This window comes from Acetobacter fabarum (genome assembly GCF_040702925.2).
In the GTDB taxonomy this organism is placed as follows: Bacteria; Pseudomonadota; Alphaproteobacteria; order Acetobacterales; family Acetobacteraceae; genus Acetobacter; species Acetobacter fabarum_B.
In genome coordinates this window covers 24,766-49,777 of record NZ_JBFCXX020000020.1, presented here as the reverse complement: position 1 = coordinate 49,777, position 25,012 = coordinate 24,766, and the positions used below count along the sequence as shown (strand labels likewise).

General features: G+C 55.5%; 30 protein-coding genes and 1 pseudogene. 3 read left to right on the top strand and 28 right to left on the bottom strand.

What is annotated here, in order from left to right; all coding sequences use genetic code 11:
* Positions 1-62: 62 nt before the first annotated feature.
* The 23 genes and pseudogenes from AB2L51_RS12440 to AB2L51_RS12330 all read right to left on the bottom strand — a co-directional run bounded on the left by AB2L51_RS12440 (position 63) and on the right by AB2L51_RS12330 (position 17,842).
* The gene (locus tag AB2L51_RS12440) at positions 63-371 is read right to left on the bottom strand and encodes a DUF4158 domain-containing protein (protein WP_400922165.1); all 309 of its coding nucleotides are present in this window, start codon (positions 369-371) and stop codon (positions 63-65) included.
* 393 nt (positions 372-764) lie between these two features.
* Positions 765-941, bottom strand: a pseudogene (locus AB2L51_RS12435) (NAD(P)-binding protein); the annotation flags it as partial.
* A gap of 8 nt (positions 942-949) precedes the next feature.
* On the bottom strand, positions 950-1,648 hold the full coding sequence (arsH, locus tag AB2L51_RS12430; protein ID WP_395582823.1) for an arsenical resistance protein ArsH: 699 nt from the start codon (positions 1,646-1,648) through the stop codon (positions 950-952).
* Between the two features lie 21 nt (positions 1,649-1,669).
* Positions 1,670-2,965: an arsenic transporter gene (locus AB2L51_RS12425; RefSeq protein WP_007284434.1), complete on the bottom strand. Its 1,296-nt coding sequence runs from the start codon at positions 2,963-2,965 to the stop codon at positions 1,670-1,672.
* Positions 2,965-3,387 (bottom strand): arsenate reductase (glutaredoxin), encoded by a 423-nt coding sequence (gene arsC, locus AB2L51_RS12420; RefSeq protein ID WP_099349393.1) that lies wholly within the window; start codon positions 3,385-3,387, stop codon positions 2,965-2,967. Before arsC ends, AB2L51_RS12425 begins: the two co-directional genes overlap by 1 nt.
* The gene (locus tag AB2L51_RS12415; protein ID WP_099349392.1) at positions 3,384-3,737 is read right to left on the bottom strand and encodes an ArsR/SmtB family transcription factor; all 354 of its coding nucleotides are present in this window, start codon (positions 3,735-3,737) and stop codon (positions 3,384-3,386) included. The genes arsC and AB2L51_RS12415 overlap by 4 nt, the downstream gene beginning before the upstream one ends.
* A 180-nt stretch (positions 3,738-3,917) precedes the next feature.
* On the bottom strand, positions 3,918-4,496 hold the full coding sequence (locus AB2L51_RS12410) for a GIY-YIG nuclease family protein (RefSeq protein ID WP_010665820.1): 579 nt from the start codon (positions 4,494-4,496) through the stop codon (positions 3,918-3,920).
* A 13-nt stretch (positions 4,497-4,509) separates the two neighbouring features.
* Complete coding sequence (locus AB2L51_RS12405) at positions 4,510-4,716, bottom strand: hypothetical protein (RefSeq protein WP_007284438.1); 207 nt, start codon at positions 4,714-4,716, stop codon at positions 4,510-4,512.
* A 20-nt stretch (positions 4,717-4,736) separates the two neighbouring features.
* Entirely contained in the window at positions 4,737-6,557 is a 1,821-nt protein-coding gene (locus AB2L51_RS12400) for a type IV secretory system conjugative DNA transfer family protein (protein WP_007284439.1), read from the bottom strand.
* Positions 6,558-6,570: 13 nt separating this feature from the next.
* Positions 6,571-7,611 (bottom strand): P-type DNA transfer ATPase VirB11, encoded by a 1,041-nt coding sequence (gene virB11, locus AB2L51_RS12395; RefSeq protein ID WP_007284440.1) that lies wholly within the window; start codon positions 7,609-7,611, stop codon positions 6,571-6,573.
* On the bottom strand, positions 7,601-8,734 hold the full coding sequence (gene virB10 / locus AB2L51_RS12390; RefSeq protein ID WP_061487415.1) for a type IV secretion system protein VirB10: 1,134 nt from the start codon (positions 8,732-8,734) through the stop codon (positions 7,601-7,603). Before virB10 ends, virB11 begins: the two co-directional genes overlap by 11 nt.
* Positions 8,731-9,651: a TrbG/VirB9 family P-type conjugative transfer protein gene (locus AB2L51_RS12385; RefSeq protein WP_007284442.1), complete on the bottom strand. Its 921-nt coding sequence runs from the start codon at positions 9,649-9,651 to the stop codon at positions 8,731-8,733. The genes virB10 and AB2L51_RS12385 overlap by 4 nt, the downstream gene beginning before the upstream one ends.
* Positions 9,648-10,337 carry a type IV secretion system protein VirB8 gene (locus tag AB2L51_RS12380; RefSeq protein ID WP_007284443.1) on the bottom strand — a complete coding sequence of 230 codons (690 nt, stop codon included), beginning with the start codon at positions 10,335-10,337 and terminating at the stop codon, positions 9,648-9,650. The genes AB2L51_RS12385 and AB2L51_RS12380 overlap by 4 nt, the downstream gene beginning before the upstream one ends.
* Positions 10,334-10,471, bottom strand: a complete 138-nt coding sequence (locus AB2L51_RS12375; RefSeq protein WP_369689251.1) for a type IV secretion system lipoprotein VirB7 — start codon at positions 10,469-10,471, stop codon at positions 10,334-10,336. Before AB2L51_RS12375 ends, AB2L51_RS12380 begins: the two co-directional genes overlap by 4 nt.
* Before the next feature lie 71 nt (positions 10,472-10,542).
* Positions 10,543-11,463: a type IV secretion system protein gene (locus AB2L51_RS12370; RefSeq protein ID WP_007284444.1), complete on the bottom strand. Its 921-nt coding sequence runs from the start codon at positions 11,461-11,463 to the stop codon at positions 10,543-10,545.
* A 44-nt stretch (positions 11,464-11,507) separates the two neighbouring features.
* Positions 11,508-11,903 carry an EexN family lipoprotein gene (locus AB2L51_RS12365; RefSeq protein WP_010665816.1) on the bottom strand — a complete coding sequence of 132 codons (396 nt, stop codon included), beginning with the start codon at positions 11,901-11,903 and terminating at the stop codon, positions 11,508-11,510.
* An 11-nt stretch (positions 11,904-11,914) separates the two neighbouring features.
* Complete coding sequence (locus tag AB2L51_RS12360) at positions 11,915-12,601, bottom strand: type IV secretion system protein (protein ID WP_007284446.1); 687 nt, start codon at positions 12,599-12,601, stop codon at positions 11,915-11,917.
* 16 nt (positions 12,602-12,617) lie between these two features.
* Positions 12,618-14,990, bottom strand: coding sequence for a VirB4 family type IV secretion/conjugal transfer ATPase (locus AB2L51_RS12355; RefSeq protein WP_007284447.1), 2,373 nt, complete (start codon positions 14,988-14,990; stop codon positions 12,618-12,620).
* On the bottom strand, positions 14,990-15,313 hold the full coding sequence (locus AB2L51_RS12350; protein WP_010665815.1) for a type IV secretion system protein VirB3: 324 nt from the start codon (positions 15,311-15,313) through the stop codon (positions 14,990-14,992). Before AB2L51_RS12350 ends, AB2L51_RS12355 begins: the two co-directional genes overlap by 1 nt.
* Before the next feature lie 3 nt (positions 15,314-15,316).
* Complete coding sequence (locus AB2L51_RS12345) at positions 15,317-15,640, bottom strand: TrbC/VirB2 family protein (RefSeq protein WP_007284448.1); 324 nt, start codon at positions 15,638-15,640, stop codon at positions 15,317-15,319.
* Positions 15,641-15,643: 3 nt separating this feature from the next.
* Entirely contained in the window at positions 15,644-16,354 is a 711-nt protein-coding gene (locus tag AB2L51_RS12340) for a lytic transglycosylase domain-containing protein (RefSeq protein WP_050796931.1), read from the bottom strand.
* Between the two features lie 58 nt (positions 16,355-16,412).
* Complete coding sequence (locus AB2L51_RS12335; RefSeq protein WP_061487204.1) at positions 16,413-16,775, bottom strand: hypothetical protein; 363 nt, start codon at positions 16,773-16,775, stop codon at positions 16,413-16,415.
* A gap of 497 nt (positions 16,776-17,272) precedes the next feature.
* Positions 17,273-17,842, bottom strand: coding sequence for a recombinase family protein (locus AB2L51_RS12330; RefSeq protein ID WP_007284612.1), 570 nt, complete (start codon positions 17,840-17,842; stop codon positions 17,273-17,275).
* Between the two features lie 202 nt (positions 17,843-18,044).
* Between AB2L51_RS12330 and AB2L51_RS12325 the strand changes: the two genes are divergently transcribed.
* The gene (locus AB2L51_RS12325) at positions 18,045-18,995 is read left to right on the top strand and encodes a DUF6602 domain-containing protein (protein ID WP_075624467.1); all 951 of its coding nucleotides are present in this window, start codon (positions 18,045-18,047) and stop codon (positions 18,993-18,995) included.
* A 787-nt stretch (positions 18,996-19,782) separates the two neighbouring features.
* Here AB2L51_RS12325 and AB2L51_RS12320 read toward each other — a convergent pair.
* From AB2L51_RS12320 to AB2L51_RS12300, 5 genes are all read right to left on the bottom strand, one after another.
* A complete protein-coding gene (locus AB2L51_RS12320; protein WP_062810091.1) occupies positions 19,783-20,688 on the bottom strand; it encodes a replication protein RepA in 906 nt (301 codons plus the stop codon).
* Between the two features lie 547 nt (positions 20,689-21,235).
* Positions 21,236-21,541 (bottom strand): WGR domain-containing protein, encoded by a 306-nt coding sequence (locus AB2L51_RS12315; protein ID WP_035730650.1) that lies wholly within the window; start codon positions 21,539-21,541, stop codon positions 21,236-21,238.
* Positions 21,542-21,606: 65 nt separating this feature from the next.
* The gene (locus AB2L51_RS12310; RefSeq protein WP_010666724.1) at positions 21,607-22,638 is read right to left on the bottom strand and encodes an Abi family protein; all 1,032 of its coding nucleotides are present in this window, start codon (positions 22,636-22,638) and stop codon (positions 21,607-21,609) included.
* Positions 22,639-22,830: 192 nt separating this feature from the next.
* Entirely contained in the window at positions 22,831-23,481 is a 651-nt protein-coding gene (locus tag AB2L51_RS12305) for a hypothetical protein (RefSeq protein WP_395582824.1), read from the bottom strand.
* 83 nt (positions 23,482-23,564) lie between these two features.
* Positions 23,565-23,834, bottom strand: coding sequence for a hypothetical protein (locus tag AB2L51_RS12300; protein ID WP_400922140.1), 270 nt, complete (start codon positions 23,832-23,834; stop codon positions 23,565-23,567).
* A 191-nt stretch (positions 23,835-24,025) separates the two neighbouring features.
* Here AB2L51_RS12300 and AB2L51_RS12295 point away from each other — a divergent pair, with 191 nt between their 5' ends.
* Positions 24,026-24,376, top strand: a complete 351-nt coding sequence (locus AB2L51_RS12295; RefSeq protein ID WP_395582902.1) for a hypothetical protein — start codon at positions 24,026-24,028, stop codon at positions 24,374-24,376.
* A 12-nt stretch (positions 24,377-24,388) separates the two neighbouring features.
* On the top strand, positions 24,389-24,808 hold the full coding sequence (locus AB2L51_RS12290) for a single-stranded DNA-binding protein (RefSeq protein ID WP_007284576.1): 420 nt from the start codon (positions 24,389-24,391) through the stop codon (positions 24,806-24,808).
* Positions 24,809-25,012: the final 204 nt, after the last annotated feature.

Here is a 25,012-nt window from a genome sequence, read left to right as displayed (position 1 = left end):
TCGACGCATAGAGTCGACCCATAAGTGCGCGCAGAGACGCTTAGCGTATATCTGTGCCCGTTCTATGTCCTGACCCCGAAAAGCCGATCCAGCGCCGTGACCTGATCGCCTGTGAGGCCCTGCGTTAACGCCTGCGCGGTCTTCCGTCGGGCCCGCGCCCGTCCCGCAATGCTGGCGCGTTCGATGGTTGAAATCGAAGGGAGTGCGATTTTGGCATGGCGTAGCGCGTCCATCACGGCCCGGACGATTACGATGCCGCTGTCCGTGGCCCAGGCTGCGTTTGCCGCAGCCTCGATCATGAACGGGATATCGGCTCTCTGGGGCGCGCGCAGGCCAAGGATCGTCATCAGATCGCGGGCATGATCGGTCAGGCATATTGGCGCGTTAGCGGATATTTCATCCGCTAACTTCCGTGCTGCTTGCCGTTGTTCAACAAAGAAACAGCGGCTTGCCCTCAGGCAAGATCACGCTACCCAGACGTTCTTCTACTGTTCATGCTAAACGTTGTTTAGCGTACTTTCCACACGATGGCCTCTTCAAGTGAGTTGCCCGGCCTCGCGTGGCGAGGGATGTCCCAGCCCAAACGACCGGCCCAAGAGCGCGGCATGACTTCCGCTCCGTGCATAAGAGATTGCCCCCTTTGCCTGTTTGCGAGATGATGGCCGGTATGCGGTGGTGCTTTCTCCGACGTCTGGTATTCGTTATCGTTGGTCTTGCCTTTATGGGCGCGGCCACCGTGCAGGCTATGCCGCCGCAGAATGCCGAGTGTAGGACGCGGGCGAGAACAGATGCAGGGAGTCCCAGCCATGCACCCATGCACCACCTGCCTGGGTCCCGTTATCGAGAATGACGTAACGCAGTCCGGTCCGTCGTAGAAAATACGACGCGGCGAGGGCCGCCTGACCGCCCCCCACGATCACGACATCGAACTGCTCGCCCATTGCCCGGCTCACAGGCTTTCCGGGAGACGGAATTCCGTCTTCCGTTCGCTATAGCGGTCCACGAGGTAGTCGGCCCGGTCGCGCAGCAGCCATGTGAACTTCATCAGTTCCTCCATGACATCTACCATCCGGTCATAGAGGGGGGACGGCTTCATGCGGTCATCGTCACCGAACTGCGTATAGGCCATTGGCACGCTGGACTGGTTGGGGATGGTGAACATCCGCATCCATCGGCCCAGAACCCGCAGGGCATTGACGGAATTGAAGCTTTGCGATCCGCCTGAGACCTGCATGACCGCCAGCGTGCGGCCCTGCGTCGGACGGATCGAGCCTTCGGACAATGGCAACCAGTCGATCTGGTTTTTGAACACAGCGGTTATGTTGCCGTGCCGTTCGGGGCTGCACCAGACCTGGCCTTCCGACCAGATCGACAGTTCCCGCAGTTCCTGCACTTTCGGATGCGTGGCAGGCACGGAATCCGCTATCGGCAGGCCGGTCGGGTCGAACACCCGTGTCTCGGCCCCCAGCACCTTCAGGATGCGTTCCGCCTCAAGCACCAGCAACCGACTGAAGGATCGGGGACGCAAAGAGCCGTAGAGCAGCAGGATACGCGGCGGATGGTCCACACGCGGTTGCGGTTCCAGCCGCGCGAGATCGACCCGTTCGAGATACTCCGGATGCAAGGCTGGCAGCTCAGGTTCGGTCATATATATCGGTCCTGTCGTGTATTACGGGTGACTGATCCGGGGCAGCCATAGGGCCAGCGCCGCGAGTGTTGCCAGCAGGACGGGCGGCGTAATCGCCAGTCCGACCTTCATATACTGCCCCCATGTGACCCGATGGTTCTTGGATGCCAGCACATGCAGCCACAGCAGTGTTGCGAGACTACCAATCGGCGTGAATTTCGGCCCGAGGTCGCAGCCGATGACGTTGGCATAGATCATCAGGTCGCGTGTCAGTGGCGTGATGTCGTGAGCCTGTTGGATCGCCAGCGCCCCGACCAGCACACTCGGCATATTGTTCATGATGGACGACAGAACAGCCGCTAGAAAGCCGGTGCCGATGGTGGCCGTGAACGTCCCTTGATGACCGAGCCAGACCAGTGCGGTCGCAAGGTAGTCAGTCAGCCCAGCATTGCGCAGCCCGTAGACCACCAGATACATGCCCAGGGAGAAGATCACGATCTGCCACGGGGCGCCCCGCAGCACCTTGCGAACAGGGATGACCCGACCATATCCGGCGACGAGCAACAGGATTCCGGCGGCCAGGCAGGCCACGACACAGACCGGGATATGAAACGGCGCCGTCAGGAAATAGGCCGCCAGAACCAGGGCCAGCAGTGGAAATGCCGCCCGGAATACATGAGGGTCACGAATGGCCGTGGCAGGTGCGGGCAGTTCGGCGACGGGATAGGTCGCAGGCACCTGCCGCCGATACCACAGCCACAGGACCGCCAGCGTTGCACCAAGTGCGACCAGATCGACCGGCACCATGACCGCAGCATAGCGATCGAACGCAATACCAAAGAAATTGGCGCTGACGATGTTCACCAGATTGGAGATGACAAGCGGCAGGCTGGTGGTATCCGCGACGAAGCCAGTGGCGATAATAAAGGCCAGCGCCGCAGCAGGACTGAGGCGAAGCTGCGTGAGGATGGCGATGACGATGGGCGTCAGCAGCAGGGCCGCGCCGTCATTGGCGAACACAGCCGCAATGGCTGCTCCCAAGACCACGATCAGCGGGAATAGCGTCCGGCCTCGCCCTTTGCCCCAGCGCACCACGTGCAGGGCGGCCCAATGGAAGAACCCGGCCTCGTCCAGCAACAGCGAGATGACGATCAGCGCGATAAAGGTGAAGGTCGCGTCCCAGACGATGTGCCAGACGACAGGAATGTCGTGCCAGTGAATTACTCCAGCCACCAGGGCCACGGCGGCACCTGCCATTGCGCTCCAGCCGATGCCCAGCCCCCGAGGCTGCCAGATGACAAAAACCAGCGTGACAACGAAAATCAGAAGCGCCAGCATCAGACGATCCGCTTTCCGGATTCATCGACGATCTTCTCGCCGTCCTCTTTGACGAAAGCGCCTCTCTGCGGGTTGGGCAGGATGTCCAGAACCGCCTCGGACGGACGGCAGAGTGCCGCACCCAGCGGGGTGACGACGATCGGCCGGTTCATCAGGATTGGGTGTGCGATCATGGCATCGATCAGCGCGTCATCGCTCAGGGCCGGATTATCGAGGCCGAGTTCGTGAAAGGGCGTGCCCTTTTCCCGCAGGACCGAGCGCACCGGAACGCCCATACGGGCAATCAGATCGACCAGTTCCTCACGGCTGGGAGGCGTTTTCAGATACTCAATAATGCGAGGTTCCTCACCGCTGTTGCGGATCAGTGCCAGCACGTTGCGCGACGTGCCGCAGGCTGGGTTGTGATAGATCGTGATGGTCATGAGCAGGATTCCGGGGACGGACAGCAGGAGGACAGGGTCGCGATCAGGGGCGTACAGAGTTCGGGGCTGCCTGCACAGCAGTCTCTGACGAGGAAGAGCATCAGGTCGTGCAGGCGAGAAAGACAGGCGCGATAGACGATCAGCCGGCTATGGCGTTGCGAGGTCAGCAGGCCGGCGCGGGCTAGGGTGGCGAGGTGGGCCGAGATCGTGTTCTGCGGCATATCAAGATGGCGTGCGACGTCCCCGGCGGGCAGCCCGTCCGGCTCATGGCGCACAAGCAGGCGGAAGATATCCAGCCGCGTGGACTGTGACAGGGCGTTAAGTGCGGCAATGGCAGAGTTTGTATCCATATATCTGGCTTTTCAGATATATGGATACAAGTCAAGGTATCCTATCAAGCAAACGGAGATCATGACCGTCGATTTTCTCAATTTTGCTGCTCAGATCAGACACCTCGCTTATCTTCCTAAGCCGCCGATCAACAGCCCTACTGTTACTGTATGGCTTTTTTTGATCGCCCATCACTGTCTTTACCAAAGCATCATACTCAGCGATTCCAGCCATTCGAGCGAAGCCGCTATAGGCCACGGTAGCCAGTTCACATCCGGACGCACCGCCATAATGACAGCAAGAAGCATCATAGGAACCATGAGCGCATTAAACCCGGCCGCCCGGCCAGTCGGCCGATAATGCCTTGCCAGTTTGCGTCGCCCTTTCCATCCTGATCGAAAGGGCTGACACCGACCTGGGCGAGCTGCCGCCAGCAGCAAAGATCGCGCGCGCACGCGAGAAGCAACAATGACCTCAAGGACCGACGTGACGTCCTGGACATTCGCCCGATAAAACTCGCGGGACCGGGCAAAAGCCACATGACCAAGCACCCGGTCTGCACGTCGCAGCCGCTTGGCAACCAGCATCCGATGCGCCTGCTTTTCGGCCGCTTGCGCATCAGGCACAGGTTTCTTCCACGCGACAACCAGCTCAAAGGGGCAATCCGCGCCGCCCACCCCGCGGCATCGTAACGTCGGATCTCTGGACGTGCGCCCGATCTTCACTACCCCAGGTAATGCCGGAATTTCGAGAACGTACAGCCAGCCCGCTTCAGGCATGTCAGCCTCCTAGTTACGGACTGCTTTTGGGCTTTGCACGTGGCTTGTTGCTCTCCGCCCGCTGTCCAGGGGTCTGTCCCTTTTCGCTTGTTTGCTTCCAGTAGCGATCAGCGACATTCTCACGCGATGCCGCTTTCTGCGCCTCGGCAATACCGGCCGTCTTCTGGCTTCCCTGCTGACGCGCCTTATCCCGACGCTTCTCATTGTTCGTTTCCGACATTGCTCATGTCCCCCTGACACTCAGGCCGAGATCTTATTGAACCGATTGGCCGCTATTTTTTCTCTGATTTCAGGCCGTCGAAAATAGATAGGCATCCCGCAACGCAACGGACGACCACCACGCACCACCACAAACGCTTCATCTACCCGGACATCGTTCAGCAGTTCTTCCCGTCGGATCAGCGGACGGCTGATTTCGTGATAGCTCGTGTTCGCCCCGCGCGAACGGTTGCTCGCTTCCCAGCCTTTCCCCGACGTGCCGGTATTGCTGCCCACGGATGTCGCCATGACACCATACTGACCGAAGGTTTCTTCCAGCTCTTTCGCGGTATCGAGATCGGAGATCGCAACATATGTCCGATGTGCGGCCGCCTCGTACCATGCTCGCTTTCCCTCACGGCCCCATTGTTCTTCGAGTTGTCCGACCGACTGATAGAGCAATCTCAGGGTAATACCGTATTTGCGCCCGGCATCCCGTGCTGTTGCCATGATCCGCATAGGACCGAGACGTGCGACTTCGTCCAGAAGGAAGAGGACACGATTCCGAATATTGCCATCAGCTTCATAAACGGCATTCAGTAACGCCCCTATAATCGTGCGACCAATTTCGGGTGTGTTTTCCAAAGCCCGCAATGGCAACTGTACGAAAACATCCATCTTGCCATCGACCAGATCTGACGAGCGAAAACTGTCTCCGGACACCAGGTCCGCAAACGCAGGATTACTGAGCCAGGCTGTCTTGTCATCGGCATTGCCATACACCCCGGAAAACGTCTCATCGACCAGTCCCTTGAGCGCGCCGGCCGTCTGGCTCGCATAGGCGCACGGACTGCTCGCATGGATCGTGTTCAGCAGATTCCGCATTTCTTCTTGCGGCGTGCAGACCCCGCTTCTCAGCGTCCGCAAGGTCTTTTCCTCGGCTGGAAGGTCCGGATCAAACATCATGTGCGCCAATAAACACGTCACGAGATTGCGGCCCTGCCGGTCAAAAAACTCGTTATTGGCGTCTTTTTTGGCACCACTCTCCCGGCATATCCATGACACCACGTCCTGTATATTCGTGATTGCTTCGGGCGAACGAATGTCGATCCAGTCCAAGACATTAAAGCCAACATCTCCACCGAGCCGCAGCTCGTAGACCTGATGACCCAGCGTTTCGCGGAACGGTCGAAGCATCGGCCCCAATTCTGTACTCGGATCAAGCACCACGGCAGAGCCCGTCCATGTGGTCAGCGTGGTGACGGCCGACGTGGACTTGAACGATCCCGGTCCGGCAAAAACCAGACTGTGGGTCGATCCTGTCTCACAGGGATCTATGAGCAATGGCGCACGGCCGCCCTGTCCCCATGTTTTCGGCTCTTTAGGATGAAAGGGCACCCTTGCATGCCGGTCTTCGTCCACGCGATAGGCTTCGCCTACAACGACACCTCCATATTCAGCGGAAGGACGTGGAAAGAGCTGCCTGGCCTGCTTCATTGTCATCCAGTCCGCATAGCCATGATTCTCTGTCACGCCACGGATAGGCCGTTGCCTACGACTGAATATGGACGGGCGCAGAGAAGGGCCGATTGCACCACGCCGGAAGATCACCGCCAGCATTACCAGCGCAACCACAACACCGCCTGCCCCCGCGCCGATCTTGAGCCATTGCACTACGATCGGATTATCCCGGCCATACAGAAAATAGAGCCACCATTGATAGAAAGGATGCTCGAACGAGCCCGATAAACCCGTTCCCTTCAGAAAAACAAAAGACGCGACAACGGTCCAAGACACAAATACCATCAGAATTCCGAGGATAATCCGGGCGATCAAGACGATCGACTTGTTTTCTGACGCCATCGTGCGCTTCCTTTCAGTATTTCGTCAGAAGATCTGCTGCTGTCTCGCCTCTACGGCGCGCATCCGCTGCCAGCCACACTTCGCCGATGGAATAGATCTCGCCTGTCGTCTCGAAGGGCACGATTACGTCAATCGCGGCGGAGAGCATGTCCACAAGAGTTTTGTCTTCTAGCGCCGCCCCCTGGGGCGAGCCCTTGATAAGCGAGAAGAGCTTCTTGAACGCCTGAACCGGATTTGCGCCATGAATGGTAGAAATCGAACCGGGATGCCCCGATACGACCTCATTGAGATATGTCCATGCGGCGTCGTCGCGAAGCTCCGCCGGCAAGATCCGATCCGGTCTCATGCGCAGACTTGCGTGCAAAAGGTCTTCCGCACTGACCGAGCTGATTCCTGTTCCCGACTTTGAATAGAGCAACCGCACATGGTTGGGGTGCGGAATAACAAGCTCTAACGTGTCTTCGATCGTTATCAGCCGCTCATGCAGCGGAATGGCCGAAATCAGCGTTCGGCCCATCGTGGTCTTTCCAGAGCCCGTCGCCCCGCACAGCAGCATGGTCATACGGTTCCGTACACACGCAGCGAGGAAGGCTTCGAAATTGCCTTCATCGTAATACCGCAGAACCTCTTCGTGCCGTTTCTCTTCGGCCTCTGTCCGTTTATCCCAGCGGTTCCAACGCGCAATGTTGTACCGCTTTGTCACGGAACTGAGGGCAGCCACACTCCCCCCTGGCCGCCGGATCGTCAGGCTCACCGTCCCCGCGGGTACGGCTGGCGGCAAACACACTTGCAGACGCTCCCCGTTTGGCAACTCGGTAGAGCACAGAGGATGCCGTTCACCCACGTCCTGTTTGCGCAAAGCTCCTGCCAGGATCGCGATGTCTTCCAGATCCGTATAGCTCAAGGGAAGAGCGTGTTGTGTAAACACACCCCTCTGCCGAACAAAAACCTCTCCGGGCTTATTAACGCAGATCTCTTCCGTCGCCGGGTCTTCGAGCCAGCCCGCAAGGGGCTGCATCAGGAAACGGAGCTGTACCGCTGCTTCATTGAGCATTGCTACCTACAGTTGGCTTCAGGTCATAGATGTCCGAGAAATCAAGATCGCGCGCGACAAAAATAGCGACCGTCTTTCCCTGTGCTTTTTCTCCAGTTGGTTGAATATTGATGTCCGCTTGCAACGCCGTATTCGCGACTGTCTGCCCGTTTGACTGGAATGAATTGAAGTATGCACCGCTATTGTTGCTACCAACCCGGGATGCCAGCTCGACCCCGGCATCGAGACCACCCTGAATCACGCTTAGAAGAATGGCGCTGCCAAAGCGCGACCACCAGTGATTGTTCACCGTCACTTTAACACCGCTCTCGCCCAGCTCACCCGTCGCGGGTGATGCAAGATCAATGATGCCGTGTTCCGGTGTCTCTGCCCGATCCCAAATCACGAATGCCCGGTCTTCACCGCGCATTAAACCGTGCTGCATCTCACCGGTGACAATCGTCCCCTTGTCCATGAGAACCACATTCCCCGTTGTGCTCCGCACATCTAGGGGAATCACACATTTCGCGTATCCGGCGAGTTGAGTGTTTAGCTTGGTCTGAAGAATGCACGGGATAATTGTCCCCTTCGTAACCAGAAAGTCCGGGTGCGGAAGCAACCGCGCGCGCGCTTCCTCCAACACTGTCGGCTTTAGCCGAACGGCCAGTGACCTATCCCCCTGCGGATCTTGTCCGGCCGGGGGCTGTGCTCCATTGACCGTCACCGTCTTGGAAGATTCCTGCGCAGACGCGGGCTGAGGTGCAGAGCTTCCCCCCGAGCCTCCTGACGCGGCAAAAATCGGGCTTTCTGCCGGCGTTACCTCGTGATGCGTTGCTTGCGCAGGCATAAAAAACCGCTGCGGAGCTTGCTGCGGCATTGGCAGATTTTGGTCTGTAAGAGCAGGTGGCGGTGTCAGCGGTGCGCTGCGCATGTGCGTCCCAGCCGCTACGACAGGCTGATTATTCTGTTCCTCTGTTTTCTTCGCTCTATCGAGAGCACGAAGCCAAATAAAACCCAGCGCAACTACGACAACGAGTATGAAAATGCCAACCTTTTGCCATGCGTTTAGTTCGCGTCGATTGTTGTTTGATACGAGAGAGCCGCCGTCGTTAATTCCACTATTGTTGTTTTGTTCGTCGCTCATTGGGCGGCCTCCTTCAGCGTGCGGACCACGTTCGGGCTGATGGTATTTGTGCCTGGGTTACGACCAACCGGATCAAATGCCTTGTTGAAGACGCACAAGACGGTGTTTCCATCTCGCAGACGCCATGCTGGGGCGAGATGATCGGCAATCATCAGTGTTCCCCACCCAGCCGGATCGTTCTTCACGCTATAATTGGCAGTCGCTTCTTTGCCGTCCGGATTGATCGTGAAAAGCGAGGGAAGACGCACATTCCCCGGAAACCGGAAAACAGTGATGTTTCCATTGTCCCATACTTCGATAGGAAGAATAGAACGATCACCCTGAGCAATGTATTTCCAATTCTTGGGACCGAAATTCGGGTCTTTTGTTTCCCGTTCCATCCTTTCATGCGCGAGCTGAAGTTCCAACTCTTTTGCTCGTGCCTCGGCCTGAGCCCGCTCCTGTTGCTGCCGGGCCAGGACGGCTGCACGACGCGCTGCGGCTTCATCAGCGGGATAAGTGAACTGCACGCTGTAGTAAACGCCGTCCGTCGCATTCGCGAGCGACGCACTTGCAACTGTCGTCACTTCAAAGACGTATCGCCGCTCGGCACCGGTATCGTTTCGTGTCAACACGATAACAGGCTGAAGGCCAAGCCCCTGTGTCGCTTTGAAGAAAAGATAGTTCCCTGCCGGGGCTGCCTTCAGATGTATGCTGTCACTCACTGCGACGCGATCGACGGTTTCATGAGGACTGAAACCAACCACCAGTGTCGCCCCCACGGCAGTCGAAAGATGAACAACCTGATCCGCTACATAAGGCACGTACCGCATTCGCGTGTCATGACGGCTGGGTAGAGGGTCTTGCTCTGCAAATGCGGGCACGACCGAAAGAGAGGTCGCTGCAAGGAAGGCAGCAACTGCGAGACGCTGAATCATACCCCATCCTCCGACGACTGATAGGACGTGACGATCACACCGCCCGGATTTGCCAAGCGGGCACTGGCCGGAAGATCCGTGACCCTCTGAATCTGCACAGTCGCGGTCCAGGTCGTCGTCTGTGGGCGCGCTCCCTCCATCGACACAATGCGCCGGAAGCGCACCTGAATGACGTTATTGCCAATGGGAGCGAGAGACAGACGTTCGGCGTCGATCTGGCCCCTTTTTCCAACCGTTACCTGTGGGCTCTTGGGGTTGGGGAAATTAAACCACGACTGATATTGCTCTCTGACTTGTTCGTTGCTCATGAGAGAAACCGTGTCATAGGCATAGCGCGCCGTGGCATATGTATAGCCCTCGCGCAGCCGAACATATTGCCACACCGCTGCATTGACGACTGCTTCGTCCATTGTCTTCGGCAAGCGTGACATGGAGATCTCGCTATCAACCGTTCCGTCCGGGCGAACCCACAACGGCATGGGCACCAGCTTTTCCAACGGCAACAGCGAAGCAACCGACCAGGCCAAGCCGACGTTAGCCAGCAATGAAATTCCTAAGCCGATCGTCAGGTACTTATTGATCTTGACGACCGCGCGCGCTCGCGACTTCTGGAAATTCTCGACCTGCTCATAATATTCCGCCATCTTTTCCTTCGGAACGGGCGGGACAAATTTCTGATCTGTCATTTATGCCCAATCTCCTTTGGCTTTTTGAGGTCCGCTTCTGTCGGTTTCCAGTGCCCCGAGTTCAGAGCAAATGTCGGTCCTTTGCATTTTGGGACCGGATCGTGACTTGCGCACGCCGATAAAACAGAGAGCATGAGTACAGAAATACTTATACGGATCTTTGCCATCCGTCTTACTCCCCTAGTAATGTTAAAACTTAACTTAGTTATTTATTAGAAGACTTCCTGCCGATGTTGGCCCCTGCCTTTGCGACAGTCCCAACACCACCCGTTGCGCCGCCAATGATTGTATTCAGGATTGCCCCAGCAGGATTGAGCGATACTCCCCCGCCGATAAAAGCAGCAGCAGCCGGCAACGAAATAAGAATAAAGGTCGATACGGCAATAAACATCGCCGTCTGTTCCATAATCTGAATGGCAATACCCGGCGTTCCCGCAGCAGAAACTGCATTAAGATTACAGGCCAACATATAAGTCCGTATGCCTGTCGCCACGATTATCATCGTAACATCAACAAGCAATGACAGGAGAGCGAGGCCCACCAGCTTTCCTATCCATCGTTCGGAAATATTTCTTGTCGCATCGAATAGGAAACCTGCAATGACGAATGGACCGAGAGACAGAATCACCGCAGTCATGAGGCTTGAGCAGATGTAGATGGCAAAAGCTATTGTCAGCATCGCACCATCTGCGATCGCTATCATTGCCAGCTCAATCAGATCGACAACCTGAAACCAATGAAGTTGCTTATCTATTGTTGCCGAATAATTGACGAGGCTGTTCCAGATGTCGTCCAGCAATTTAGGTGTCGAAGCCGTAGAGCTGGATACCGAACTCGCAGCCCAAGTCGGAAGCACAGTCTGGAAAAGATTCACGACGTAACCGTTGTATATGCCAGCTTCCAAGATGAATGCGGAAACTAGCGTCACCCGAATAATCCTTGATATGCCGCGTCTGGCATCCAGATCACCACGCATGACGAGTACGCCCTGGACAATCACCCACAGAACAATCAACGCCGTGAACGGGGACGCCACAGCAGACAGTCCTTGGCTGATGACATTCGATGTCCCGGTCGAAAAAGCTGTCCGTAGGCTTGTGTCGAAGTCTTCAAATGGCGTCGTCATAGTCTTTACCCCGCGTCAACGGCGCACCGTCTTTAAGTTCACGTCTATTGCCGACCGCTTCCCTTTTTGTTGGCTGCCGAGGCTGCGTTTCTTGCTGCGCTACATACGGCGGCCGGGGGAGGATGGTTCACCCCGCACAAAGCCAGCACGATGTCACGCTGCCGCTTGTCCACGTAATAACCCGGCTGCGTCATGTCGTCCGTTGCTGGCTGGGCCGGGGCTTCGGCACCTGTCTCAGCCGCAACGGCATTCCTACAATCCGGATAATTCTCATACGTCCGGTCGTTCATGCACTCACGGTTTACCTGACGCCGTTCGGCCGCGTGCGATGAATACCATTCCACTGTATGCTCCGCGGCATTGGGTAACGGGTGAGCAGAAGCCACACCACTCGCAAGCACGCCCAAAGATGCCACAACAAGGGTCTTGTAACCGTTCACAGCATATCCCTTCACTGGATGGCCGCAGGGAAATAAGCAGCGGTCGCTTCGTCGTCCTTCCGCGCCGCCTCTTGCTCCTGCAATTCCTGATTTCGGATCTGCGCCATAGAGAGAGTCTGAAGATTTTGGGCCGCAGCCGCCTGTGCCTGGATGGCCTGATTCTCGACGGCTATCCGACCGTTAATCGTGCTGACCTGCGTAATATCCTTTGCGTTCGACAGTTCCTGCTTCATTTCATCAAGCGAAGCGAGGCGCTGGTTAATAGAATCAAGGTTCTGCGCTGCTATACCTTGAATGTTTGCTAAAGAAGTTTCTCTCTGCTGATATGACTGCGCAACTGGATCTGTTCCCGTAGCTGAATACCTGTTCAGGCTCATAAATGACTGACCATAGCTATTCAGTGTATTGGTTGCTCCCGTGATCTGACCGGTTGCTTGTGTAACTGTCGGCAGAGGATTTTGCAGATTGGCGCTGTTGAAAGTCGTCAGCATCCCCGTTGCAACATTCGGAATGTTCTGAAGGAGCTGATATTGCGCTTGTAGCTGCTTCAGCTCGTCCATCATCTGATTGATTTCATTTGTGGTATTGGTGACGCTTTGCGCAATGCTTGCATTATCAAATACAGCTACCTGCGCATGGGCGGCATCCGCTCCAATGAGAGAAAACCATACCACTGCAACCAGACTATATGCCTTCATCGTGCCCTCCCTCGCCTCAGTCTTTCGCTTCGTGGTAACGGGCCATGAAATGGTCGAGCCACTGGCTCGGATCGGCCCCGTATTCTGCCCTCAACCGTTCGGCAAAATTCGCTCGATTGGCGCGGCCGGACAGTACCGCGATGTATTCCGGCATGGAGGACAGATCGAATTCACAAATGACGCTGCCGTTTTCCCGCTTCATGAGAAACCGTTTGGGATCACCCACCATCCCTTCCCGTACAGCACGATACTCGCCCTCGGTGCAGCTTAGTCCCGTGATGTAGGCGTGCCGGTCAGCCGTGGGAGACGGGTAGAGAATCTTTGTCATGCACTGCGCAACGAGCGACGAACCCAGCTTTGATTCCAGAACGTGCTCCGGCTGTTGTGTCGCCAAAATCAGCATCCCGTTGTTTTTACGAACGGTCAGCAGGAACTTGTCGATTACAGCGGCAAATTTCGGGTCCAAAAGATAGGCCCTAAATTCATCGCAGCTCATAAGAAAACGTCGGCCGTCAACCACCTTCTCGATCCGATAGAGCAGATACGCAGCCGTCGGGGCGCATATTTCGTCATGATCGAGAAAAGCCGTCAGATCGAAGCCTGTTATGGCACTCGACAGATCCACTTCATCGGTTTCGCCGTCGAACAGCCATCCCAATGCGCCGCCTCTGCACCAGCGTTCCAACCTGGCACCAGCTCCCTCTTCTGGCCCGTGCATCAAGAACTGGCGCAATCCAGCAAGTGAGCGCATTTCGACGGGATAGGACATCTGCCGTTCGATCCCCCGTTGCAGTCGCTTTGCATCTTCTGACGAGACCGTGTCCTTGCCGTCACTCTCAATCAGCCCGGTGAGCCACTGCCGCAGAAACTCCCGATCCTCGGGCGTGTTCGTCAGGCCACGCAACGGCGCAAGGCCGCAGGAAACACCACGCTTGAGAACAAGATACGTGCCACCAGTAGCAAGGACCAGAAGCTGCCCTCCCCGATCCTTGTCGAAGAATACGACGGCACCGTTCACCTCAGAGAGCGCCTGTTCCATCATCGCCATAATGAATGTCAGCAGGGTCGTCTTGCCCGAGCCGATCGGGCCAAAGATCGCCGTCATGCCCACATCCTTGACGTGAGGCACATAATCGTAAGACGTCGCACCATCCGTCCGAAAACGGGCGATTGCCGTGCCCCAATGGCCTTCGCGTGCTCCTGCCGGAAAATTGTCAAAGGTCGAAAAGCAGGCAAAATTATTGCTGTTGATAGCGCCGGGACGGGTGCGGTACTCCCAATTTCCGGGCAACTGTGACCAGAATGCGGCCTCTAGGCCGATACCTTCCTGTACGACTACTGCACCGGCATCGGTCAGCCGTGCCCGCGCACGAGCAGCATTATCGCCTAGCTGCGCAAGGGTATCAGCATAAACTGCCAATGAAAGATGATGCGATCCGAAGACAAATTCATTCGATATGAGCTTATCTACGGCATCCGTGAGCTGGTCGATCTGGCTGGTCGCCTTGTCACCTGCGCTTACCATCTGATTACCCTTCAGCGTCAGCTTTTCATCAGCCTGTGAGCGTGTCAGAAAGCCAAAGGACTGACTTACCACGAGGGGAAAACCCACACTGAGCAGGGCATTCAACATTCCGGGCCTGGTCTTGGCCGGATATTCACGGAACGAAAAAATGCCACCGACATAGCTCCGATCCAGAGAACGAACTTCGAAGCCACGTTTGCCGCAGATTACCCGATCCGTGTAAATGGACGCTCCAAGATGTCCCGATACAACCGGGACAGGCATCCAGCGTGCAGAGATGATGAGACGCAATGCCTCGCCGATTTCAGTGAAGACGACATCATCATGCTCACGCAGCCCCAGGCGCCGCACGCTATAATTGTCGAGAGCAGACGAAACGATCTGCCAGACATCTTCAAGCTGCCTGACTGTCGCGTCACTGGCCTCTGTCGCCTCGCCTTTACCCACCCGAAAGAGCTTGCTGCCCATCTTGCCGAGTGCATTCCGGGGAGTCACCACAACAGAGAGAAAATAGTCGTTTCTAAACAAACGATCTTTTAGAACTCTTCTATTGTAATCTTCATGAAGTCTCGACGCAAAATCTGACCTAAAATGCGTCTTTGGCAATCCCGGCACATCCGAATGCCGTACCATGTGAGTCGTAATTGTTACGTTATCATCGGAGATATTCCGAAGGACAGTATTCATATTGCGCTTGCGGCCATTACGGACGACAGTATCTTCCAGCTCGAAGGGAACGCCTTTGACGTAGCCCATTGCCATAACTGATCCATCACGAAGCAGAATGACATTTTCCGTAATGTGCCCAACATACGGAAGATAAATCTCACCTGAGCGTTCGCCATAACCGGGATTGCCAAACATCACACGATGCCCCTCCCCCGTTTATGAACCTTCAGCGGATTTGGGCTGACAGATGCCCCGCCCCACAAGGAACTATCCAAAGAACGTCCGGCCGTCTTCAAAAACAAAACTACCACGCCAACCGCATTATAGTCTCTCGCGACAAGTATTCGCGATCCGAACCAAAGCGGAACCATTACTGCTTCATATAGTGGGTTTTGAAGAAGGACCATTATGAGCCCAATCATCGTCAGCAATAGTGCAGCTACCGGCAGAGGGACCCCTGCCAATAGCGCCGGACGGGTTGCTGCAAGAAAGAGGGTGTCTTCTTCCAATTTTTCCATGAGTCACCCGGTAACCATGGACCCGAGATAGGCCGCGCCAAACATTAAGAGGATACCGCCAACCATTCCGGCGAATATACCCAACGAAAGACGGCCGAATGCCAGCATCAATCCGGCAGCCGCGAGTACGACGACAGCAATGCTCTTGCCGAAATCACCCAAGATGAATGTGCAGATATTGTTAATCATCTGTGTGGGCGTTGAACCACCAGAAACAGTCTGTGCATGGGCCACTGCCGGAAGAACAGATAGAAAAACCACCCATGCAACCAGACCCGCCTTCAAGCGTGGACTACGAACTGCAACGTAATGACTGGACGACAGCATATCTTATTCCTTGCTCAGTTGAGGAAAAACGGCCGAACCATCCCTAGCCTGGACAAACAACACCGCATCTGAAGCCCGAGGATCATTTCCTTTTTTCTTGGTGTCAGACGCTGTGCTGTATTCGAAGCTGCCCCACACGTCCCACACCGGGGGGGCGTTTGGATCAGTAGGAACAGCAACCTGTTGCGGCTGGGGAGCGGCCGGCACGCCGCTCTGACCCATGCCTACATCGAGCGCAGGAACAACCTTGCGGGCAGATGCTTCCACCTTGCCCACATAGCCATTCGTAAAGCCGCGCTGTGCATCTCCGGTATTGTATCGGGAGATTGTTACCCGAAGCGCCTTCTGCTGCGCCTCGTGGCTCTCACCGCCAACATAGGTATCGGATAGGATAATCGACGCCGCACCTATCGAAACACAGGGGTCAAACGCATCCTGAACCCGTAATCCAAGAGCGGGCAGGTTATGCGAATTGATCTGCATAAGCCCAAGATCGACCGAATGGCCGATCGAGATCAGTCGGCTTGCCAGCTCCGCAGCTTCGGCATCTGTTTCCAGATTGAACGCTTTTTTCGTGTTATTGTCGTGAACCAGAAATGGGTCAAACCCTGATTCAGTCTGCGCGATCGAGGCCAAAGTAATAGGCGCGACATTCGGACCGCATTTCAGCGCGAGCTGTCCGAAATCCTTTATTGCCAAAGGCTGCGCGCACACTTCGCCCGCTGCGAGCGGTAATAATAACGCGGCAGCAGCAAAGTGTGCGGTTTTTAGATTACTCTTTGTCGCCTTCCGACGTGACCATATCTGCGGGATGGTCGCCGAGATCTTCAGGAAGGACGCCCACGAACGTATGAAGCGCGTTGTCGCCAGACGGATAAATCGTGATCCGTCCGTCGTAGCCGATGCTGCGGATGGTCTTATAGAGACTGCCGAGATTCTTGTACGTTCGTACGCCTTCGGTTCGGAACCTGGAAAGAATCCTGAACGTGCGGCTTTGTGTCCAGTCCGCTCGGAAATAGACCACAAAGACCGGTCCTTCATCGCTGTCCGGTCGTGCGACGATGAAAACGCCCAAAATTTTCCCGCCGTCCCGAAGTCCGGCCTTGATGTCTGCCAGCTCGAACGGTTCCAGCAAGTGACAATCCCCCTTCCTACAATAGCCTTCTCCTGAACGCGGAGAGGCCCAGCAGGAAAACAAACCGGGGCGTTAAGTTTTGGCAAGGCCGAAGAATTTCGCATGGCAAGGACGAAACCTCTCGTTTGAGACACCCGATCGTCAGCGATCTGACCGCATCGAAATATCTTGCCTTGTAGAAATATCGAATTTTTCTCACGAGCCGCAACAAAAAAAGCCTTGGTCCGAGAAGTCGTTCAGGCTGATGAAATGATCTCGAACAGCGGTAATCCGTGGAAATTTAGAACAAATTACGTTCGACTTCTGTCGAACATAACGGAATTGTGACAAATGTAAAGAAAACGATCAGGCGTGAACGACGATATTTGATATGTGGGATTTTCACTTTTTTTCGTGGCAAAAATGGTGCTGAAATGCCGTTCATGCTCAAAATAAATTTGTATCACTTTGTATATTCGTACTGATATTATAAATACGGAAAAAGGCGTTATAAACGATTATTCCACGTTTCGTTTGATGGTTCTGTATACTGTTGGGCGAGAAATAGAGAATACATCAGCTAAATCACTGATAGAATACTCACCAGTTTCGTGCATTCTGCGTAATTCTTGCTGTTGCCTTACGCTAAGTTTTGGCTTTTTGCCTTTTAGTTTACCTTTTTGTTTGGCAATTAACATGCCTTCGCGTGTTCGCTGTCGCACCAAATCGACTTCAAACTCGGCAAATGTTGCCAAGACGTTAAAGAACATCTTGCCCATTGGGTCAGTCGGATCATAGACGTTCGAGCCGATTGCCAGCTTCGCCCCTTTGGAGGTCAGCATTTCGGCAATGCTTCGCGCATCGGGAACAGATCGGGCGAGGCGATCAAGCTTCGGCACGACAAGCGTGTCACCCCGCCTTACCGCAGCCAGTGCCTGGTCAAGACCCGGCCGCTCCCGCTTCGTGCCAGAATATCCAAAATCGACATAGATGCGATCTTCATCCACCCCGAGAGTAGCGAGGGCAGCGCGTTGCGCGGCCAGATCCTGTGTGTCCCGTGAGCAACGGGCGTAACCGATCAGCATCATGTAACGTAAAGCCCCCCTCTATTGAGATTATTACCGTACCACCCTTATGAGACGAACTTTGTGTAGGGTTTTCGTTCCGCTGTCACGTCTTTTGAAAGTGTCCGTTTAACGATCGTCTTATGAGACGGAATTTGTCATCTGCGGTCGATTGGGCGACTGTAAGTAATTCGAAGATTTTATGTAACTAGGTATCACCAAGCGTATGACAAATCCGGAACATGACCTTCATACCTTCATGGCGCAGATTACTCACGAAATGGCGTCCGAATATGATCGCATCTATGCAAAGACGTGCGACGATCCTGGGACGGCAGGCGATGAGGGCGAGGAAAACTGGGCCACGCTGTTACGAGAATGGCTTCCTCCCGCATACCATGTTGCAACAAAGGGCCGTCTTATCAGTTCCGACGGAAGAATGTCCCCACAGATTGATGTTCTCGTCCTTAAACCGTTCTATCCCCGCAAACTTCAGGAAAAGAAGGTTTGGCTCGCGAACGGCGTCGCCGCAGTGTTTGAATGTAAAACAACCCTGCGGGCTGAGCATATTTCAGCGTCAGCGGAGCGATGCCAAGCCTTTAAGGCTCTTTTCCCACGCCGTGAAGGTAGTCCACTCCGAGAACTCAGATCATCATTGGTTTATGGAATCCTCGCGCATTCGCATGCTTGGAAAGCGCCAGCATCAAAACCTGCGGACAATGTATCAAGGGCGGTTCGGGAGGCAATGGAGCAGGCGAAGCACCCCACAGATGTAATCGACCTTATCTGCGTAGCGGATGTTGGTTGTTGGAGCGAACTGGTGGCGCCCTTCTACAAGGCAGCTTTTCAACCCACTAACACAGCAGAGCTGGAGACGATTTTCGGGGGGGATTGGGGACCAGTGTCAACGATGACGTGTGCGACCAGCGAATCTGGAAAAAATTTTCAGCCAGTCGGCGGAATGCTCGCTTACCTGACGCAACGTCTCGCATGGAACGATCCATCGGTTCGAGATCTGGCTGATTATTATCGACTTGCAAACCTTTGGGGGGATGGCTCTGGACCAATACGGTATTGGCCACAATCCGTCCTTTCGAACGAAGTGTGCCTCAGAATAGAACGGGGAGAGCTAACTCAAGGAGACATTTGGAACGAGTGGAATGCTTGTTTGATGTGACTTCCTATTACCAACTTTTCGCCATGCAAGACTCATGGCTTACAACGGCTGATGAAGGCCCTGTACGATGATCGAGCATATCCGATAGGGGATAACATCCGGATACAAATCAGACTCGCGTCAGAATGGCTTATAGGCCGGGTATGAGCATACAGGGCGCCGCGCCGAAGGCGAGCGGCGTCCTTCCCTTAAATCTATCAAAAAAATCTTATTGAACTTGTCCGGTGGACTTGTGGTCAGAGCCGGAGCGTGTGGGCAGGTCGAAGAGCTGTCCACACGCTTCGAGCGTTCGCCCTTGGGCGACTGTCCACAAATCCACCGGAAACCCGCAGGTAACTACCGGAAAAACCTATCGGTTTATTTATCGGGAATCATACCGGTTTTAGGGGGGTGGCGATTGCACCGTCCTTACGGGTGGCGATTGCACCGTCTTTGGGGGTGGTGATTGCACCGCATCCGGGTGGCGATTGCACCGGGATAACTTTTTTATCCACAGAGGCGAGCCTTTCTCCAAAAAGGGTGGCGATTGCACCGTGTTTTGGGTGGCTGTGAGGGGGATAAAAGGGGTGGTGATTGCACCGTCTTTTCTACGGCGATGCGCTGGAAAAAGGGTGGCGATTGCACCGTCTGCTTGTGAAGACGAATCGGATGTAAAAGGGTGGCGATTGCACCGCGCCGGAGAGGCTGGGATCGCTCGAAAAAGGGTGGTGATTGCACCGTGATAAACCGGGAGACACGCCGTCCAAGGGGTGGTGATTGCACCGCCCATTATCCCCGGATTTTTGGATTAAGCGCCTGATCCAATTACTTTTTGAAAAGCGACAACTGTCTGTCTCGGGACAGGAGGCGGCGATGCGATCAGCCTCAGACCCGTTCGAACCTGCTCCAACTTCGCATCCGGATAAACAGCCGAAACCTGCCTCAATGCTATCAGGAATGCCTTTTTGAAATTCTTGTCGTCCGTATATTCCTGCCCAAACTGTAGCCGAAGGTTGGACCAGGTAAGCCGTTCGCCAGATCCCCGCACGCGATGAAGCCGATGGGCAAGCCACGTATAGATGTCGAGCGCCAGTGCGGAATGCTGCAAGCCCTCAAGCGCACGAGGATCAAGGGGGACGGCGTTTTCTTTCAACTCGTGCCAGAACTTCTCGGACAGCTCGATCGTGCTGTCTTTAGCGAGGTTTTTGGTCCACGCATCGAATTCATCTACCGGTCGGGCGTTCAGATTGCGCGACCCATACCCGAGCTTCATTTCACAGGCGCATAAGGCGTTCATCTGCGCCCTGAATGCCTCACGGGATGGGCCGTTCTGGCTGATGTTCAGCCGTTTCATGAATTCGCTGATGGTCCGGCCGACCGCGACAGTGCGCGATTTGGTCCGGATGGCTTCGGTGCTGATATGGAAGAGGGCCAGGCGCGGCTTTGTCCCATAAGGAACGAAGAGCTTTTCCCAATGACCGTCGTTGTACATTTCGCCGGCTGTAATGAGCAGGGACGCCTTGCCATTGTTGCGCTCGAAGCGCGTTTCCTTCGTCCTTTTGCGGGGGAGCCCGACTTGGCAGAGGACCGTGTGCATGAACTCAATGTCGTCAGGCGGTGTTGCCTGGATTTCGGCCGAGAGCTGGATGACGCGCGCGGTTGTCGGAGAAAGCACAAGCTCACTCTGTTCAGGCGGTGATTTGCGTTTGCTCATTCGTCCGATCCCTCTCTTCCCTGCTACGTTGTTCAGCATATCGCGTGTGACGCAAGGCTTGTTTGTCTGCTTGATGATTCTGATCCGACGTTATCGTTTCGGTGCAGGTGATGGAAACAGATTTTATTATTATTCATTTGCGGACAAACGAAAAAACTTGCCACCATCCAATATGCGCGGGCCTGAGATCATATAAATTTTGCACAACAGATGTATTTGGTCTGAAGTGACAGGCGAACTGTTTCACGTATCGAGCTTTCCTAGAAGGGCTGCGTTCTCGATTTCTTTCAAAAGCGGATGCTCACCGCTTTCGATCGACTCCCGAATGTTCGATGCGCTCTTACTGTCAGAAATTTCTTCGTACAGATCCGTGCAGAGCTTTTTCCATCCCGGCCAGTAATTGCTCCGTGCGAACTCATTGGAATCCCAAATGTCTTCCCACCACGGCAGGGAGGGCAGGTCGTGAAGCAGTGCTGACGGGTTGTGCCAGCTCGCTCAATGAATGGAGTTTGTCGCAGGGCCATGCAGGAACCACACTGCCCCTGAGTTAATCCTGACCAACGGCGAGCGTATAGCCGCGTTTCTGCCGATAACGGACCATTTTCGACAGCGCATTGATGGCCGTACCTTCGTCCGGATAAAGATCGAGACACTGCGATCCCGTCGTGCCGATCCGGCCCCACTGCCGCACGAGCGCCGCGCCGCCGAACAGGTCAGGTTGAACGGACATCGCATAAAAGCGCCATTCATTCAGCTCCGGTCGAATACGCCGAAGACGTGCCGTAAGCGGGAACAACGCGAGCTGGGCCGCCTTATGCAAGGCGGCGGATTTTTTCGACTGTCTGGATTTCATGACGGTCCTGCCCATAACCAGATTCTAGCACCGAACCAGCCGCGAGTACAGAAGAATGGAAGGGTCTAGGTCCAGATCTCAAGCGTGTCCCACGGCGCGGTAAAGCCGCCCTGGCTGGCCCTTGCAAGAGGCATTGTCGGGAAGTCGATCCAATGCGCTTTCATCCGGCGGCTCCATGATGTGCCGGCGCTGATCTCCTTGACGAGACAGCTTGCCACGGCTGCCGCACCATAAACACGAGTTCGCCGCACGACTTCCGTTCCGATATGAACGACTGTGGGTGCCTCCTGCTCTTTCGGAACATTGGGCTGATTGATGATCGGCGAGTTCCATAAGCGGGAATGATGGGCACAGATGTTGCGGACGAACGCAAGACACCTGATCCAGCTCACCAGCGTATCGGGAAGCAGACCGTATCGTGACGCGATCGCGAAGCGGTCCCGTGGGTGCGCCATGAACAGAAGCCAGGAAAGCGTGCCGAAATCCCAAGTCTCAACGGCCATCCAGATCGGCAGGGGCGAGCTGTAGGTGTCGAAAAACTGCTTTACCCAGCTTTCCTTCGAACGTCGGATCGACTGATTGGCCTTGTCGAGCCAATTCTGGTGGCGTGTGCCGTCGTGGAATGGTGTGTTCGCTCGGCGCGTGTCGAGGAAAGCTGGCGAGAGATGTGCCCACGGATCGCGCTTTCCGAGCGTGTGTGCCAGATCCACGCGCAATGCCACCTCAATCCGCTCGATTGCGTCTAGGAACAGAAGACGGAGCTGCTTGTCGAACAGGTAAAGATCGACTGCGTGGCGAAACTCAGCACCCGGTCGGAACTGGTCGGTGCGAATGATGCGGGACGGATCGCGAGGATCGGGGCCGTTCTGTTCGAAAGGCTCCCAATACGGTGCCAGACGCCCGTAACCAATGCGCTGAAGGTGATGGATCGCCTTGGTCCGGTCTGTCACTCCCAAGCCCCGGTTTATCAGGAGATCAACTTGATCGGCAAAACTGAGGTGGGGCTTGGTATAAGGCGGACGCATGTGCCTAAAAATAAAGAAGGCCGTCCCTTGATGTCCTGAGCTTGCGCGCAGCACAACAGCGGAGACGGCCATATTAAGTGGGCTTTTAAGCTGATACACGGCGGGAGTCAAGCATAAACGGAAACCGCGCTCCGTGCGTATCCTGTGACGTGCCCTTTAGTGTATCCTCTAGCGTGTCCTAAATATCGCGGTTCGCTCCACGGAAGCGCATCGCGGCGTCGGCGCGCGATGCCATTGAGCGACCTCACTGCAACACGCTTGTCTCTAGGATCGTATGATGATCTCGATGGATTCTTCCGGCACCCCGAGAAACATCGACAGACTTTTCTTCGCATCGCTTATGGAAAGTGGCCGCAAATCGGTGCCGGCATGACCGGCCTCCTTCTTTTCCTGTTCGGCAGGAAGACCAGGTTCTGCCAGAGGTATGCGCGCGATCGGCTTATGAGCTATTCCAGCACCAGCTCCCACACGCGAAACGGGGCTGCTGGCTTCTTCATCGTAGAGTGAAATCCAGATCCCTCTCCGCTTTTTCGGTACACTATGTCCGGCCTTGATCCGAGCCTGATATGCCCGGTCGAAGCGCGCGCGCATTTCATCACCTTCAATAAGATGCACCTGCGCAAAGCGCGGATTTTCCTTGTCATCTACAGAAACGGCCACGATCGCATCCACATCGGACAACGTGACCCAGGCATCACCGGCATCATTCCTCGGAAACGCAATCCATTGATCCTGCGTCGTCCTGATTGATACGATTCGTTCCTGGCTGCCTTTTGTAATCTTCCGAACGCTTCCTTTTCCGAAGCCGGGGATTTTCTCGACCTGCCATCCGTCATTCTCTAACGCATGAATGCCAGCTTCAAAGAGTTGTGCCTTTCTGGCTGCCTTTTTGGGGCCTTCAAAGATATTCGCCATATCGGTCTGATTCCTCGCTGATTTCTTTCTGATAAATGGGGTATCATTGATTCGTCAATGAAATTCTTTCGTGACGAATGGATTTATCCCTCAAAGATCAGCGATGCGCGTGCGGGTTTTTTCGGGGGCTTGATCTCCGCTCTAGTTCGTAAGGCCGCGAGCCAGGTGCGCTGCACCTGTCTCCCGGCCAACTCACCGGAGCCAGCCGCCGCCCTGCGCTGCGCTGCGGTCGCCGTCTGTCTCCACCCATCCGGGTAACGATCGGAAGCCCGGTATGTCCCCCCGGTGCTCGCCCCCCCAAGGGGGGCTGCGCTGGTGCCAGCAGCCTCGCTCCGGTCTAGGGGATCATCCACCCCATCTTCCTGCGCTCCCTTTGGTCGCTCCGTGCAGACGGGTCCCCTGAGATGACCCCTAGACCTGCGCTGCGTTGCCGGCGGATCTGAAGGTGTCGGGACGAAAGGCGTCGCTGCGCTGCCTTTCGCCCTGCCGCTGGCAGGTCGAACGAAAGGCTGGGGTTTTGAGGGGGCGGATGCAAGGGTAATTTTTGGCGGGAAACCGCCATTATCTGTGTGAAAAACTGCATTTTTCTCTTGCCTCTCCCTTATTATATCGTGTATATAATAAGAACACCGGGCGGAAAGCCGGGGCCAGTCCCCAGCCGCTCGGTGGAGGGAGGGTAAACCCTATGTCAGATGTCTATCTGTCTGTTTTCGCCGGAGTATTCGGTGTTTTAACCTTTGTTTTCTTTGCCGCCGCGTATCTGTCGGAAGTCCCAGAGGCTCCGTCAGAAGGCGTTCTGGAAAACCCGCGCTGTCTTCTTTGTGGCGCTCTTGCCTGTTGCTGTTTTGGCAGCTTCGTCGCGCTGATGTTCTGCCTCACACTTATCAATCATTGAAGGAGCCTAACCATGTTCCCATCCATCAATCTCTCTGGTCGTGTTGGCAAGGATGCGACGCGCAAGACGTTCGGCAACGGCGGCGGATATGTGGTTTTCCGCGTAGCGTGCTCGAAGAATGTGCGTTCGCAGCAGTCCGAAACCGGCTGGCGCGAGCTGACCGAATGGGTCGAAGTCCGCGTCGATCTCCGGCAGGAGAAGCGCGCCGAGTATGTCGAAAAGAATGCGACACAGGGGCGGCAGGTTGAGGTCCGGGGCGATCTGCGTTCGGCCACTTTCCGGCCGCAGGGCGCAACCAATGATGTCACGATCTGGTACGTCGATCCGACGGATTTCGAATTCAAGGGCCGTCCCGCACAGCAGCGCGGGCAGGGGGCCGATGCTCCACCGGCCGACCAGTGGGAGGGAGAAGATCCGTTCGACCGGAAATAAGCAGGGGAGGGGAGCCGTCTTCGGGCGGCTCTTCACTTGCTTTTTCAGGCCCGTTCGCGCACATGCTATCGTGTCGTCGCGTGACGGGTTTACCCTCCCATATTTGCTTCGCAAGATGCAGACACGCGGCGACACCATCCCCATAAATTCTTTGTTCCGCTTGCAAAATCGGCTATTATGACCGCTTACCAGTCAGGAGCGAGC

What these genes read in the sequence shown, in the direction of transcription:
- AB2L51_RS12350 (WP_010665815.1), bottom strand. Translation starts at nt 15,313, where the DNA reads ATGGAAAAATTGGAAGAAGACACCCTCTTTCTTGCAGCAACCCGTCCG.
- AB2L51_RS12310 (WP_010666724.1), bottom strand. Translation starts at nt 22,638, where the DNA reads ATGGCCGTCTCCGCTGTTGTGCTGCGCGCAAGCTCAGGACATCAAGGG.
- AB2L51_RS12325 (WP_075624467.1), top strand. Translation starts at nt 18,045, where the DNA reads ATGACAAATCCGGAACATGACCTTCATACCTTCATGGCGCAGATTACT.
- AB2L51_RS12315 (WP_035730650.1), bottom strand. Translation starts at nt 21,541, where the DNA reads ATGAAATCCAGACAGTCGAAAAAATCCGCCGCCTTGCATAAGGCGGCC.
- AB2L51_RS12330 (WP_007284612.1), bottom strand. Translation starts at nt 17,842, where the DNA reads ATGATGCTGATCGGTTACGCCCGTTGCTCACGGGACACACAGGATCTG.
- virB10 (WP_061487415.1), bottom strand. Translation starts at nt 8,734, where the DNA reads ATGAGCGACGAACAAAACAACAATAGTGGAATTAACGACGGCGGCTCT.
- AB2L51_RS12320 (WP_062810091.1), bottom strand. Translation starts at nt 20,688, where the DNA reads ATGAGCAAACGCAAATCACCGCCTGAACAGAGTGAGCTTGTGCTTTCT.
- AB2L51_RS12370 (WP_007284444.1), bottom strand. Translation starts at nt 11,463, where the DNA reads ATGACGACGCCATTTGAAGACTTCGACACAAGCCTACGGACAGCTTTT.
- AB2L51_RS12410 (WP_010665820.1), bottom strand. Translation starts at nt 4,496, where the DNA reads ATGCCTGAAGCGGGCTGGCTGTACGTTCTCGAAATTCCGGCATTACCT.
- arsC (WP_099349393.1), bottom strand. Translation starts at nt 3,387, where the DNA reads ATGACCATCACGATCTATCACAACCCAGCCTGCGGCACGTCGCGCAAC.
- AB2L51_RS12415 (WP_099349392.1), bottom strand. Translation starts at nt 3,737, where the DNA reads ATGGATACAAACTCTGCCATTGCCGCACTTAACGCCCTGTCACAGTCC.
- virB11 (WP_007284440.1), bottom strand. Translation starts at nt 7,611, where the DNA reads ATGCTCAATGAAGCAGCGGTACAGCTCCGTTTCCTGATGCAGCCCCTT.
- AB2L51_RS12360 (WP_007284446.1), bottom strand. Translation starts at nt 12,601, where the DNA reads ATGAAGGCATATAGTCTGGTTGCAGTGGTATGGTTTTCTCTCATTGGA.
- AB2L51_RS12405 (WP_007284438.1), bottom strand. Translation starts at nt 4,716, where the DNA reads ATGTCGGAAACGAACAATGAGAAGCGTCGGGATAAGGCGCGTCAGCAG.
- AB2L51_RS12385 (WP_007284442.1), bottom strand. Translation starts at nt 9,651, where the DNA reads ATGATTCAGCGTCTCGCAGTTGCTGCCTTCCTTGCAGCGACCTCTCTT.
- AB2L51_RS12355 (WP_007284447.1), bottom strand. Translation starts at nt 14,990, where the DNA reads ATGTTTGGCAATCCCGGTTATGGCGAACGCTCAGGTGAGATTTATCTT.
- AB2L51_RS12425 (WP_007284434.1), bottom strand. Translation starts at nt 2,965, where the DNA reads ATGCTGGCGCTTCTGATTTTCGTTGTCACGCTGGTTTTTGTCATCTGG.
- AB2L51_RS12305 (WP_395582824.1), bottom strand. Translation starts at nt 23,481, where the DNA reads ATGGCGAATATCTTTGAAGGCCCCAAAAAGGCAGCCAGAAAGGCACAA.
- AB2L51_RS12290 (WP_007284576.1), top strand. Translation starts at nt 24,389, where the DNA reads ATGTTCCCATCCATCAATCTCTCTGGTCGTGTTGGCAAGGATGCGACG.
- AB2L51_RS12400 (WP_007284439.1), bottom strand. Translation starts at nt 6,557, where the DNA reads ATGGCGTCAGAAAACAAGTCGATCGTCTTGATCGCCCGGATTATCCTC.
- arsH (WP_395582823.1), bottom strand. Translation starts at nt 1,648, where the DNA reads ATGACCGAACCTGAGCTGCCAGCCTTGCATCCGGAGTATCTCGAACGG.
- AB2L51_RS12345 (WP_007284448.1), bottom strand. Translation starts at nt 15,640, where the DNA reads ATGCTGTCGTCCAGTCATTACGTTGCAGTTCGTAGTCCACGCTTGAAG.
- AB2L51_RS12375 (WP_369689251.1), bottom strand. Translation starts at nt 10,471, where the DNA reads ATGCTCTCTGTTTTATCGGCGTGCGCAAGTCACGATCCGGTCCCAAAA.
- AB2L51_RS12380 (WP_007284443.1), bottom strand. Translation starts at nt 10,337, where the DNA reads ATGACAGATCAGAAATTTGTCCCGCCCGTTCCGAAGGAAAAGATGGCG.